We start from the raw sequence: 13,407 nt of genomic DNA on the forward strand, positions 1-13,407 counted from the left end.
AGAAGACTGCATAACTAAAACTCAACTAAACTCAAAAATTAACTATTATAAATTGTAGGTTACGGTTACTCTTCCGTTAATACCAGGTTCAGACTGCCAATATAAATAGCTACCATAGTTAGAACCAGAGTATAAATATTCGTCTAGAATGTTATTAACATTAAACTGTATACGCATTTTTTTGTTTTTCCAAGAAAGCCCTCCGTCTAGCCTAAAGTAATCTGGTAAATCACTTTTGTTATCGGCTCCCCAAGCCCATGCAGAACGGTCTATTTGGTATTGGTAACCAATAGAAGCCCCAAAGCCTTTTAGTTTCGAGGTGTTGGCAAAATTATAATTAAGCCACCCGTTTGTTAAGTGTTTTGCATGGCCAGCTACACGTTGCCCAATATTATCAGGGTTTGTATCTTTAGTAATTTCAACATTTGTATTGGCGTAGTTTAATACAATGTTTAATTGAGGTGTTATTTCGCCTTGCATATCAAACTCGATACCTTTTGATTGAATTTCGCCAAGCTGAATAGAAAAGTTTATATCTTCTGGGTCTGTAACTAATACGTTTTGTTTCGTAATTTGATATACACCAACGGATGCTTTTAAGCGTCCATCTAAAAGCGATGTTTTAATACCTCCTTCAATATCATTAGCTTCAACAGGGTCAAAGTATTCTCCTGTTTTACTGATGCCTGTTTGCCCTAAGAACGACTGATCGTACAAAGCATAAGCGGTTAAGTTTGGTAAAATGTCTGCACTTAAACCAAATCTGGGTGTAAATTTTTTATCGGTTTTGGTTTTTCCTAATGTAACAAGTTCTGTATGTCTTGCAGCAAGAGTAAGTCTAATTTTGTTTTCTAAAAAGCTTATTTCGTCTTGAGCATAAAACGCACGTATTGTAGAACCATAATTATAAGCATTTGGCCTGTTTCTTACTTTTTGCGATCTATTAAAAGTAGGGGTTTCTGTTTGGCCATATACAGGATTGTAAATATTAAATGGTTGATCTGTATCAATAATAAAAGTTTGATTAAAATCTGCCCAGTATTGTTTTTCGCTAAAATCGAAACCACCCAAAACAGTATGTTTTAAACCAAAGGTTTTAAAATTACCGTTAATATAAGCTTGAAAATATTTACCTATAGATAAAGCATCCCAGCCACTTGCGTATCGTACAGCATCACCATTGTCTTGAAAACTCCAAATCCATGTTGAGTTTCCTTCTTGATTGTATCTTAAATAAGCTACTTGCAACTCTAAACTCCAGTTTTTAGAAAATTCGTGTTTAAAGTTTGTAAACACAGTAACTTCCTGTATGTTGGTAACGGGGTAGTTATCATCAGTAAATTTAAAATCTCTATCTAAGCTACCATAACCATCGGCTACAGGGGCGAAAATATAAGCAGATCCTATAAAACTTTCGGCTTGTTGAAGATTTAACTCGGTAGTTAATGAGGTTTTATCTGAAAAATTATAGGTTATTGATGGCGCAATACCAAAGCGTTGTACGTCTTCATTACCACGATGCGAATCGGTAGTTTGATACATACCGTTAAATCGGCCTAAAAGTTTTCCATCTTTAGTTAATTTTCCACCTAAATCTATGGTTCCTCTATAATAATCTAAACTTCCGCCAGCTAACGATATTTGAGCTACTTTTTCATCAGTTGGTTTTTTGGTAACTACATTATAAAAGCCTCCAGGCTCTCCTGCCGACATCATAAAACCAGCAGGACCTTTAACAAATTCTATACGATCTACAGTATTCATGTCTTCAGAAAGTGGTCCCCACGAATCTTGAACATTTATACCATTTCTAAACGCAGGCAATCTAAAACCTCTCATGTTTACACGTGCAAAATGCCCCCAATGTTCTAGCATAGATACACCACTTACGTTTCTAATAACACCGTCCATAATACTTGTAACTTGTTGATCTACCATTAAATCGCTACTAATAACTTGAATGTTTTGAGGCAATTTAATAAGTTCACCCTTTAAACGTAACGAAGGCGATGTTTCGCGTTGCGAGTATTTATTTGTTCTATTACCTTCTAAAATTATTTCGTTTAGCTGTTCTTCAATTTCATTTAAAACAACGGTTGGTGCATTTGTGGTTTCATTACTTTTAATAACCACATTTATTTCTTGGGCTTTATGCCCAACATACGATACGTGTAAGGTATAAGTTCCTGTATTTATATTGTTAATAGTATATAATCCTGATTGTGTTGTAAAACCTCCTAAAGTTGTGTTTTTAATAAACACATTGGCATTTTCTATGGCTTCACCTTTGTTAGAAATTACCTTTCCTTTTAAATTACCTTTTTGAGCATATATAAATATTGAAGAAAATAAAAGTGTTGTTATAAGTATTAATTTTTTTATCATATTTTTGTTATTTGTATTTAGTCTAAATAAAATTTTGTGCAAAAATAGAATGCTTAGTTAATTAATTAATGACGTGATTTGGAAAAAAAAAGACGTGAAACGAAAAATTTTAAAGTAATAGATTTAGTAAAAGAACAATTAACTTTAAAAAACGTTATAAGTAAAGAAGTTAAACAGAACGAACGATGCGGATTATTAAAAGTAAAAAGAGAAGTATATCCAGAGTTTGGAAAAGGAGAGATAACTGAATATTATTTTGATGGCGTAAACATTACTATTAGCAATTTTATATTTAATAACAATTTTATTTTTTTTAATGAATTAGATGTTAATGCGTTGTGTTTATCCTTTTTAGTTAAGGGCGAAATGCTTATTCAAATAAATAACTCTACAGATGATATACCTTGCGAAGAGAATGAATGTTTAATGACCTACATAAAAAAGTTTAAAGGCGCTTTAAAGTTTTATAATAACAAGCCTTTTAAAGAAGTTAAACTAACCATTTCTAACACATTTTTAAAAAAACATAATTTTATTGAGGCATCAGAGTTTAAAAAGCTAACCGATTCTAACATTATTATACCTATAACGCACCGTGTATTTTCGGTTATTGAAGCTATAGAAGAGCAATATGGTGAAGGGTTAGTGCAACGCCTGTTTTTAGAGGCAAAAGTTCTAGAGATTGTAGCTTTGCAACTAGAAAACTATAAGGCATTTAATGTTAATAATAATGGGTTAGTAAAACCAAAACCATTAAAAAGATTGTTTGTTTTAAAGCAGTTTTTAGAAAATAATTTAAATGAGAATTTTGCTATACAAGAGCTGGCAGATGTTGCAGGTTTAAGTGAAAATATTTTAAAATTAGAATTTAAGCGTGTTTTTAACTGTACGGTTAATCAATACTTTTTAGAGTTAAAAATGAAAAAAGCCATGTATGTATTACAAAATACAGATGCTCCAATATATGAAATAGCAGAAATTGTTGGTTATAAAAATGCAACACATTTTAGCGCGGCTTTTAAAAGGTTTTACAATAAAACACCTAAAAGTTTTAGAAATAAGGTTGTTTAAATTCTAAAAATTCCTCCAAAGGCAATGACACGTTGTAAATAAAGAAAGTTTTGCGATGCGCTTTCGGCAGTATTACTTGTGGTTCTAATATCTGGCATGTTAATATAGCCTCCTTTTAAATCTAGTTGTATAAAGAAATGCTTGAAAAAAGTAAAGTTAAGTCCAGCATGAATAGAAACGCCATAACCTGCTAAATGAAACTCATCATACCGGTCTTTTTGTAAAAGTGTGGTATTTGTTTTTGGATATAAAATACCGCCAGCTAAGCCTTCTGTTAGGTTTATTTGAAACTTGTCTGTGTTTTGTATGTTAAATATTTTTGAAATATCATCGTACCTAGCAAATTCGGCATAAACGTAGTTTAATCCATTGGTGTGCTCGAATTTTAAAAAATCTTCTGATATAAAAGTGGTTTCGTTATTGTACGTGCCATTAAATTGCGAGCCTGGTTCTGTATCTGGTAAGTTAATATAACCGTTTATAGTTTTTGTTTTATTTCTGTACATAACATATTTCATGTGGTCTACACCTAACGAGATGGTGTATTTGTTTGAAATAAAATACCCTAACTTTAAATTGGTTTGCGGTATGGTAATTCGGGTTGGGTTTATATAATCTATATGCCAACCTTTAGGCTTATCTTTTGCTTCGGCATCTTTTATGGTAAAATTATAGTTTTCGCCTTTAAAGTGTATATCCGATTTTGAAAAAGATGCTCTATTGCCACCCCAACTTACAAAGAATTTGCCTTTGTTTGATGCGGTATATTTTAATGGTTCTGTATTTTGGGCATTTAGGCTAAATGTAAATAAAAGGCATAGTAAACCTAATATAGGTTTTGATGTTTTAACAGTCATTTAATAAAAATTATAGGGCGTTTACCGTTTTTTTTATGGCTACAAGGTTTGTAAGTAGTTGTTCTAGATTATCTAAATGTAGCATGTTAGCACCATCGCTTTTTGCGTTTGCAGGATCGAAATGCGTTTCAATAAACAAGCCATCTACATTATTTACAACGCCTGCTCGGGCTATGGTTTCAATCATGTCTGGGCGGCCTCCAGTTACTCCAACCGATTGGTTTGGTTGTTGTAAAGAGTGTGTTACATCTAAAACGGTTGGTGCCATTTTACGCATGGTTGGTATACCACGAAAATCTACTATCATATCTTGATAACCAAACATAGTACCTCTGTCTGTAATCCATGCTTTATGGTTGCCTGCATCTTTTACTTTTTGTACGGCATGTTTCATGGCTTCAGGACTCATAAATTGTCCTTTTTTTAAGTTAACTACTTTTCCTGTTTTGGCTGCTGCAACAACCAAATCGGTTTGGCGAACTAAAAACGCAGGAATTTGTAATACATCTACATACTGGGCTGCTTTGGTAGCATCTGCTACTTCATGTATGTCGGTAACTGTTGGTATATTAAACGTATCGGATACTTTTTTTAGAATTTTTAAAGCTTTTTCGTCTCCTATTCCTGTAAAACTATCTATTCTACTACGGTTAGCTTTTTTAAAACTACCTTTAAAGATATAAGGTATTTCTAATTTATTTGTAATGTTAATTACTTTTTCGGCTATACGTAAAGCCATGTCTTCGCCTTCTATGGCGCAAGGGCCACATAATAAAAAGAAATTATTAGAATTGGTGTGTTTTAATTTTGGAACTTCGGTAAGTTGCATTTGCTTAAAAATTTAGTCTGCAAAGTTACAAAAAGGAGTTTTAAAAAAGCTTTATCTTTAATGTTATTACTTGCTTTTGTAAAATGTACCGCGTTAGGGATTGAACGGTGTGTTTAAGCTCCCCGACCATAGGAGGGAGCGAGTAGTGAAAGCCCGACCCTTTGGGTAACGCCATTATTTACATTAAAAACTTTTGTGTAGGCTGTTTTTAATAATCCAAAGAGACATGATAAGGTTTGCAAAAATAAATAGGCCACCAGGTAATAAAAATTGTTTTATAGGGCCAGAAAATGATATTATATGTAATATATCTGATATAAAAGCGAGTATTAAATACGACGATACACAAACAAATGTTATGCCTAATGTTAAATTTAAAGTTTTATTTGGCTTTATTATTTGCCATAAAAAAGGAATGCCAAATAATAATATAGGGTAGGCTGTAATGCCTTCGCTTTTATTTACAATAGTAAACCAATAGGCCGTAATAGCAGTAAAATAAAGATATGGCGTAAATTTTGTATATTTAGATAAGGGTTTCATTATGTGTTTTTTTAGCATTATGCTTTGTGAATTTAAACGTTATTTTTTGCGAAAAAGTTTTTAAAAACCATGATTATAACATTTAATTAACTTTTTATACTAGTAATTTGTTAAATTAAATAGATTTAAAATTAAATATAGCGTACCTTTGCACGCTTAAAATAAGGCACTATTATGGCTAAGATTAAAAACATTGCAATTATTGCACACGTAGATCATGGTAAAACTACCTTGGTTGATAAAATTATGTATCACTGCCAATTGTTTCGTGAAAACGAAAATACAGGTGATTTAATTCTTGATAATAACGATTTAGAACGTGAAAGAGGTATTACTATTACATCTAAAAACGTTTCTGTAATTTATAAAGACACTAAAATTAATATTATAGATACGCCTGGTCACGCCGATTTTGGTGGTGAGGTAGAACGTGTTTTAAATATGGCCGATGGTGTTTTACTTCTCGTTGATGCTTTTGAAGGGCCTATGCCGCAAACACGTTTTGTTTTACAAAAAGCTATCGATTTAGGTTTAAAACCTTGTGTGGTTGTTAATAAGGTTGATAAAGAAAACTGTACTCCAGATGAGGTGCACGAGAAGGTTTTTGATTTAATGTTTGAATTGGGTGCCGAAGAGTGGCAATTAGATTTTCCTACCGTTTACGGGTCGGCAAAAAATAATTGGATGAGCGAAGATTGGCAAAAGCAAACCGAAAATATTGAGCCACTTCTAGATATGGTTATAGATCATATTCCTGAACCAAAAATAGAAGAAGGTACAACGCAAATGCTAATTACGTCGTTAGATTTTTCTTCATTTACAGGCCGAATAGCTATTGGGCGTTTAACCAGAGGAAATTTAAAAGTAGGACAACAAATATCTTTAGTAAAAAGAGATGGTTCTATTGTTAAAAATAAAATTAAAGAATTACACACTTTTGAAGGTCTAGGTCGTTTAAAAGTAGAAGAAGTACAAACAGGAGATATTTGTGCTATAGTTGGTTTAGAAGGTTTTGAAATTGGTGATACTGTTGCCGATTTTGAAAATCCAGAAGGATTAAAAACCATTGCTATTGATGAGCCAACCATGAGTATGTTGTTTACAATTAACGACTCGCCTTTCTTTGGGCAAGACGGTAAGTTTGTAACGTCTAGACATATTAAAGAAAGATTAACTAAAGAGTTAGAAAAAAATCTAGCTTTAAGAGTAGAAGAGACCGATAGTGCCGATAAATTTATGGTTTTTGGTCGTGGTGTATTACACTTATCTGTTTTAATTGAAACCATGCGTCGTGAAGGTTACGAGCTACAAATTGGGCAACCACAAGTTATTATTAAAGAAATTGATGGTGTAAAATGCGAACCTGTTGAAGAAATGACTATTGATTTGCCAGAAACCGTTTCTGGTAAGGCTATAGAAATGGTAACCTTACGTAAAGGTGAAATGTTAAGCATGGAAGCTAAAGGCGAGCGTATGGTTTGCGAGTTTGTTGTTCCTTCTAGAGGTATTATTGGTTTACGTAACCAATTATTAACAGCAACTGCTGGTGAAGCTATTATGGCACACCGTTTTAAAGAATATCAGCCATTAAAAGGCGGTATTCCAGAGCGACAAAATGGAAGTTTAGTGTCTATGGAAAAAGGACAAGCTATACCTTATTCTATTGATAAATTACAAGAAAGAGGTAAGTTTTTTATCGACCCAGGAGAAGATATTTATGAAGGCCAAGTTATAGGTGAAAACTCTCGTGGTGATGATATGACAGTTAATGTAACTAAAACTAAAAAGTTAAGTAACGTACGTAGTGCCGGAGCAGATGATAAAGCTAAAATTGTTCCTGCAATAAAATTCTCTTTAGAAGAAGCTTTAGAATATATTCAAAAAGATGAATATGTAGAGGTTACACCTAACCATTTACGCTTACGTAAAATCTATTTAACAGAGGTAGAGCGTAAACGAAATAAATCTATATAGTATGGAATTCTTAGGAGTTTCATGGGTAGAATGGGTTGGTTATGCTGCAATGGCAACCGTTTTAATCTCGTTCTTAATGAAATCTGTTAATAAATTACGAATAGTAAACTCCTTTGGGTGTTTACTATTTGTTTTTTATGGTATTTTGCTTCAGCCTATTTCAAAGCCCATAATTATTACTAATTTGGCTATTTTGGGTATTAATATATACTATTTGTTACAAAAAAAGCAATAAGAAATCTATTTTTGTTTGTTTAAAACCTTGTGGTTTTATTAATGAAAATCTCCAAACGTAAAATGATTTTGTATATTTGATAGCTCTAGTATATAGTAGAAAATAATAAGTTCTAAATAACGTTTATTATATATGAAAAAAAAGTTTTTAGAACTAAATAAAATGCCACATATATTAATTGAAAAAATTAATACACTATATTAACAATAAGGTTTTAGCTAAAATTACCTCATTGCAAATGGTTTCTGTAATAACCAGAATATTGGCTGGTATATTTACATCTAAAGCTATTGCTGTTTTTATTGGTGCCGAAGGTTTAGCATTAATAGGTAATTTACGAAACTTTGTTGGAGCTTTTCAAACCGTAGCCACAGTTGGCTTTTACAAAGGTATTGTAAAGTATATCTCAAAATTTAAAGACAATACTTTACTGCTAAGCAAAACACTTTCTACGGTTTATTATGTGGGCTTTGTTTCAACTATAATTGTTTCGTTTTTTTGCTATTTTAATTCAGAGTGGATAAACGATATTATATTTCCTACCTATAACGATTATGCTTACGTAATTCAAATATTTGCAATTGTACTGCCTTTTTATGCTTTAAATATGTTTTCATTTTCTATAATGAATGGATTTTCAAAGTATAAAATCCTTATTATAATAAATATTATTGGACAAATTTTAAGTGTATCTATAGCATTACTTTTAATTTATCAGAATAAAATAGATGGTGCATTAATATCTGTAGTCATTGCCGAATCTTTAATATTCTTAATTACACTAGTAGCTATTATTAATAGAAAAAGTTTAGTAAATCAAATAAAGATTAGTAATGTAAGTTATAGTGTTTTTAAAAAGTTAAATCCATATAGTTTAATGGCTTTATTTACAACTGTTTTGTTGCCTTTTGTAGCTATAGCCATTAGGTCTTATATTATAGATAATATAGGGTATAAAGATGCTGGTTTTTGGGAAGCCATGACAAGAATATCTAGCTATTATTTAATGTTTATTAGTGCTATGGTAGTTATATATTTATTACCAAGATTCGCAAAAATAAACGGAATTAAGGCTTTTAGAAAAGAGGTGTTACGCTTTTATAAAACTATAATACCAATTTTAGCTATTGGATTGTTTTTAGTTTATTTATTAAGACACCATATTATACTTGCTATATTTTCTGAGGAATTTGAACCTGTTGCAGATTTATTTTTATGGCAATTATTGGGAGATTTTGTAAAAGTATTATCCATTATAATTGCTTATCAGTTTTTAGCTAAAAAAATGTTTTGGCATTACATTTTAACAGAAGCTTTTTTAATTATAATTTTGTATACAACAAGTGTTTATTTTATAGATTTATTAGACCATGTAAAGGGGGCTGTAATAGCTCACTTTGTTAGTTATATTATGTATTACGGTATTGTATTGCTTATTTTTGGAAGCTCACTTTTTGGTTTAGCAAGTCAAGAAGAATAAATATTTCTTTTTTTTAATTTACTTATGTAAAGTATTGAAAATACCAGATTTTATAAAAAATAATTTATTAATTAAGGTTACATCTGCTAATACCTTATTAGTAGCTGTTAGAATGGTTTTTTCATTAATATCTCAAAAAGCATTAGCTATTTTAGTTGGAGCTGAAGGTATTGCTCTAGTAGGTAATTTAAAGAATGTTGTTAGTTTTATTGAACAATTTTCAATTTTAGGTGTTTCTGATGGTTTAGTAAAATATATTTCTGAGTTTAAAGAAGATAAAAAGCAACTTACTAGTTTATTTTCAACCGTATTTGTTTTTTCTATTATTGCTTCAATAATTTCTTTTATTGTTTTGTTTTTTTGGGCTAATACACTAAATAATGTTGTTTTTGGTATTGAAAAAGACTTTGGCTTTGTTTTTAAAATTTTAGCTTTTATAATACCTTTTATAAGTGTTACTGCAGTTTTGTATGCTTTGTTAAATGGTTTGTCGGCATATAAATTATTTTCTAAAATAGGCTTAATAGGAGCACTAGTAAGCACAGTTTTAATTGTGTTTTTAACTTATAAATTAGGGCTGTTGGGAAGTTTATTGGCATTAAGTATCATTCCTATTTCACAGTTTTTAATTTTTCTAATTTTTAGTTTAAAAACCTATAATAAATTTATTAACCTTAAACATATTTCTTTTAAGTTAAAGTTTAAAAACCAACTTTTAGCATATAGTTTAATGACGTTAGTCGTTCTATTTTGTGTAAATATTACAGATATTGCTATTAGAAATTTAATAGAAGCCAAAGTAAGTGTTACTGATGCTGGTAACTGGACAGCAATGCATTCTATTTCTAAAGTGTATATGCAGTTTACGGCTGCTATTTTTTCTTTGTACATATTACCAGTCTATACTAAAATTTCTAATACTATTGATTTTAGAAGAGAAGTAGTAAGAATTTATAAGCTATTATTGCCATTATTAATTGTAGGTATGTTGTTGGTTTTTGTGTTTAAAGAATTAATAATTAAAACGTTATATACTAATGAGTTTTTAGGCATGGCTAGTTTATTTAAGTGGCAATTACTGGGCGATTTAGTTAAGTTTATTGCTATTGTTTTATCGTATCAATTTATTGCCAAAAAGCAAGTAGGATATTTTATTTTTACAGAAGTATTATCTGTTTTAATGTTTTATGGTTTTTCGGTTTATTTTATAGATATTTACGGTACTGATGGTGTAGTTATCGCACATTTTATTAGGTATGTTTTGTTTTTATTAGTTGTTCTTTTTATTTTGAGAAATACGTTATTAAAAAAATAGTCCATGATTAATATTTTTTAGATTAAATAACATTTTAATGGTAAGTAGTTTTATTAAAATAATATTAAGATTTTTACCTTTAGTGGTATTAGCTTTTTTGTTTGAGTTATTTACAAGTCATTTTTCATCTCACTTAGTTTTTAATTTTATAGAAAACATTTTATTTGCTATTGCTTTAATCTGTCCAATTTATTTTTTTAGCACCAAAATTAAATCTATTTATTTTAAAACCGCTTTTTGTGTTTTTACACTGTGTGTCTATTTCGAAACTATTTTTTATTACCTTTTTAAAGTATCCCTCAGTTCGTCGGCTATTTTTGTGGCTTTAGACACTAACTTTGATGAAAGTAAAGAGTTTGTTAAGTTTTATGTAGACTTGCAAGTAATAATAATAACAGTTTTAATTTTTGTTTTAGCCTTATTTTTATTGTTAAAAAAAATAGGTTTTAAACAGGAAAAAGTATCTAAGCCGTTTAAATTTAAAGTTTCAATTCTATTTATTTTAATCCTTGTATTTTTAAAAATTTCAGATTTTATTATTTATAATATGCCCTATTTGGTATTAAAATCTGCTACAGAGTATTATGTCGACTCAAAGAAGTTAGATGCTTACGCTACTAAAAAAAATGTTAACTTTAATGATGCTATAAGAGATGAGAATTTAGAAGAAGAACTTTATGTAATAATTTTAGGCGAATCTACATCGCGAAGCCATTTAGGGTTATACAATTACTATAGGAATACCACACCAAAATTAGATAGTTTAACAAATGAATTATTAGTATACAATAATGTTATTAGCCCACATGTATATTCTATAGGTGCAATAACCAAAATTTTAACTTTAGGTAATTATGAAAACCCTAAAAAAATTTCAGAAGGATCTATAATTCAATTGCTAAATCAAGTTGGGTTTAATACCTATTGGTTATCAAACCAGAGACCATTAGGACCATTTGAAAGTATGATTACTAAAATAGCAATGTCTTCAAATTATAATAAATTTATATCAACAGAAATTGCTAAATACAGTAAAGTTTTAGATGGCGAATTATTGCATGAGTTTAATAAGGTTATTAATAACGATATAAAGAAAAAGGTTGTTTTTATTCATTTAATGGGAACACATTATAATTATGAATATAGATATCCAGAAACGTTTAATAAATTTAAAAACAAACCAAAAACTAAATTTCTAACTCAGGAAAGTGCAACTAAAATAAACCAATACGATAATGCAGTTTTGTATAACGATTTTATTATTTCAGAAATTATTTCTAGGTTAAAAGACTTAAATTTAAATAGCTTTGCATTATATTTTTCAGACCATGGAGAAGAAATGTATGACGATATAAATTTAGCAGGGCATAATGAAGATATTTACTCTAAAAAAATGTTTGAAATACCTTTTTTCTTATGGAGATCAGAGAAATATAAAGCATCAAAACAATTGTTTTTTGATGCAGACAGACCATATATGACTGATGATTTATTTCACTCAATTGCAGATTTAATAAGTGTAAAAGCTAATTTGGTAGATACTACAAAAAGTATTTTTAATAAAAATTTTAAGAGCAGAAAAAGAATTATAAAAAGTACAATTGATTTTGATGCTTATTTTAATAATTAATTCATAAAATGAAAAAGGTATGCATAATAGCCACATCGCTTAGTAATGGTGGTGCAGAACGTTTTAGTGCATTATTATCGCAAATGTTAGCAGGTTTAAATTATGATGTGCATATACTTATTACCAAAAACAGTATAGATTACAATTACTCAGGAAGCATATTTAACTTATATAAAGAAACAGAAGGTAGCCATTCTAGTTTAAAAAAAGCATTGACTTTAAAATCGTATTTTAATGCTCAAAGTTTTGATTTTATTATAGATAATCGTCCAAGACAAACCTTTATTAAAGAGTATTTATTATATAAATTTATTTTTAAGGCAAGACACATAATACCAGTTGTGCACAGCTTTTATTTAAAAAGTTATTTCCCTAAATCTAGATTTTTAGCTAAAATACTTTACCAAAACAATTCAACAATAGTAACAGTAAGCAAAGCAATTCAAGAAGAAGTAATAAAAAAATATCAACTTAAAAATTGCCACCAGATTTATAACGCGATAGATTTTAAATCTATTGAAAAACAAGCTTCACATGTTAATTTGGATAGCCAAAAATTTATATTGTTTTATGGTAGGTTAGAAGAAAGTGTTAAAAACTTTAGTTTACTATTAACAGCTTATAAAAAGTCGAATTTAATTAACCATAATATTAAATTATATATTGTTGGAAGCGGAGAAGATCTTTCTTTAATAAAAAACCTTATAAAAGACTTGAAACTTAACGATTGGGTGCAGTGTAAGCCGTATATAAAAAATCCGTTTACCTATGTTAAAAAGGCATTATTTACGGTTTTAACAAGTAAGCATGAAGGTTTTCCTATGGTGTTAATCGAATCTTTAGCGTGCCAAACACCTGTAGTATCTGTTGATTGTAAATCTGGCCCAAAAGAAATTATTAAACACGAAGAAAATGGTTTGTTAGTTGAAAATTATAATAGTAAAGCTTTGGCATTGGCATTTAACCAATTTGTAGCTAACACGTTACTATATAATAAATGTAAAGAGAATTCTAAAAAAAGCGTTAGTGTTTATTCTACAGAGTATATTGCAAAAAAATGGGACGACTTATTAAAATCTAGGTCTTAA

Annotated in this window: 11 protein-coding genes; 7 read left to right on the forward strand and 4 right to left on the reverse strand. The window is 29.7% G+C overall.

Translation table 11 applies throughout. The features are described 5' to 3' along the window. Window positions 1–45 precede the first annotated feature (45 nt). A complete protein-coding gene (locus tag ACNG5D_RS13365; protein WP_418184028.1) occupies window positions 46–2,385 on the reverse strand; it encodes a TonB-dependent siderophore receptor in 2,340 nt (779 codons plus the stop codon). 78 nt (window positions 2,386–2,463) lie between these two features. On the opposite strand from ACNG5D_RS13365, the gene ACNG5D_RS13370 reads away from it, so the two are divergent. Further along, window positions 2,464–3,456: a helix-turn-helix domain-containing protein gene (locus ACNG5D_RS13370; RefSeq protein WP_418184029.1), complete on the forward strand. Its 993-nt coding sequence runs from the start codon at window positions 2,464–2,466 to the stop codon at window positions 3,454–3,456. Here ACNG5D_RS13370 and ACNG5D_RS13375 read toward each other — a convergent pair. The 3 genes from ACNG5D_RS13375 to ACNG5D_RS13385 form a co-directional block, all read right to left on the reverse strand. Continuing rightward, on the reverse strand, window positions 3,453–4,313 hold the full coding sequence (locus ACNG5D_RS13375) for a hypothetical protein (RefSeq protein ID WP_418184030.1): 861 nt from the start codon (window positions 4,311–4,313) through the stop codon (window positions 3,453–3,455). The two genes, ACNG5D_RS13370 and ACNG5D_RS13375, sit on opposite strands and share 4 nt — an antisense overlap. Before the next feature lie 10 nt (window positions 4,314–4,323). After that, window positions 4,324–5,142, reverse strand: coding sequence for a 3-deoxy-8-phosphooctulonate synthase (gene kdsA / locus ACNG5D_RS13380; protein WP_418184031.1), 819 nt, complete (start codon window positions 5,140–5,142; stop codon window positions 4,324–4,326). Between the two features lie 183 nt (window positions 5,143–5,325). Continuing rightward, window positions 5,326–5,685 carry a hypothetical protein gene (locus ACNG5D_RS13385; RefSeq protein WP_418184032.1) on the reverse strand — a complete coding sequence of 120 codons (360 nt, stop codon included), beginning with the start codon at window positions 5,683–5,685 and terminating at the stop codon, window positions 5,326–5,328. A 174-nt stretch (window positions 5,686–5,859) separates the two neighbouring features. Here ACNG5D_RS13385 and typA point away from each other — a divergent pair, with 174 nt between their 5' ends. From typA to ACNG5D_RS13415, 6 genes are all read left to right on the forward strand, one after another. Then, window positions 5,860–7,659 carry a translational GTPase TypA gene (typA, locus tag ACNG5D_RS13390; protein ID WP_418184033.1) on the forward strand — a complete coding sequence of 600 codons (1,800 nt, stop codon included), beginning with the start codon at window positions 5,860–5,862 and terminating at the stop codon, window positions 7,657–7,659. A gap of 1 nt (window position 7,660) precedes the next feature. Continuing rightward, window positions 7,661–7,894 (forward strand): uroporphyrinogen decarboxylase, encoded by a 234-nt coding sequence (locus ACNG5D_RS13395; RefSeq protein WP_418184034.1) that lies wholly within the window; start codon window positions 7,661–7,663, stop codon window positions 7,892–7,894. 178 nt (window positions 7,895–8,072) lie between these two features. Beyond that, window positions 8,073–9,374 (forward strand): O-antigen translocase, encoded by a 1,302-nt coding sequence (locus ACNG5D_RS13400; RefSeq protein WP_418184035.1) that lies wholly within the window; start codon window positions 8,073–8,075, stop codon window positions 9,372–9,374. A 34-nt stretch (window positions 9,375–9,408) separates the two neighbouring features. Further along, window positions 9,409–10,689, forward strand: a complete 1,281-nt coding sequence (locus ACNG5D_RS13405; RefSeq protein ID WP_418184036.1) for an O-antigen translocase — start codon at window positions 9,409–9,411, stop codon at window positions 10,687–10,689. Between the two features lie 319 nt (window positions 10,690–11,008). Further along, complete coding sequence (locus ACNG5D_RS13410; RefSeq protein WP_418184037.1) at window positions 11,009–12,319, forward strand: phosphoethanolamine transferase; 1,311 nt, start codon at window positions 11,009–11,011, stop codon at window positions 12,317–12,319. A gap of 8 nt (window positions 12,320–12,327) precedes the next feature. Further along, window positions 12,328–13,407: a glycosyltransferase gene (locus ACNG5D_RS13415; RefSeq protein WP_418184038.1), complete on the forward strand. Its 1,080-nt coding sequence runs from the start codon at window positions 12,328–12,330 to the stop codon at window positions 13,405–13,407.

The organism is Algibacter ulvanivorans (genome assembly GCF_048381495.1).
In the GTDB taxonomy this organism is placed as follows: Bacteria; Bacteroidota; Bacteroidia; order Flavobacteriales; family Flavobacteriaceae; genus Algibacter_B; species Algibacter_B ulvanivorans.

Excerpts from the sequence above, each read along its gene's own strand:
- ACNG5D_RS13375 (WP_418184030.1), bottom strand. The coding sequence starts at position 4,313 with ATGACTGTTAAAACATCAAAACCTATATTAGGTTTACTATGCCTTTTA.
- ACNG5D_RS13415 (WP_418184038.1), top strand. The coding sequence starts at position 12,328 with ATGAAAAAGGTATGCATAATAGCCACATCGCTTAGTAATGGTGGTGCA.
- kdsA (WP_418184031.1), bottom strand. The coding sequence starts at position 5,142 with ATGCAACTTACCGAAGTTCCAAAATTAAAACACACCAATTCTAATAAT.
- typA (WP_418184033.1), top strand. The coding sequence starts at position 5,860 with ATGGCTAAGATTAAAAACATTGCAATTATTGCACACGTAGATCATGGT.
- ACNG5D_RS13365 (WP_418184028.1), bottom strand. The coding sequence starts at position 2,385 with ATGATAAAAAAATTAATACTTATAACAACACTTTTATTTTCTTCAATA.
- ACNG5D_RS13385 (WP_418184032.1), bottom strand. The coding sequence starts at position 5,685 with ATGAAACCCTTATCTAAATATACAAAATTTACGCCATATCTTTATTTT.
- ACNG5D_RS13395 (WP_418184034.1), top strand. The coding sequence starts at position 7,661 with ATGGAATTCTTAGGAGTTTCATGGGTAGAATGGGTTGGTTATGCTGCA.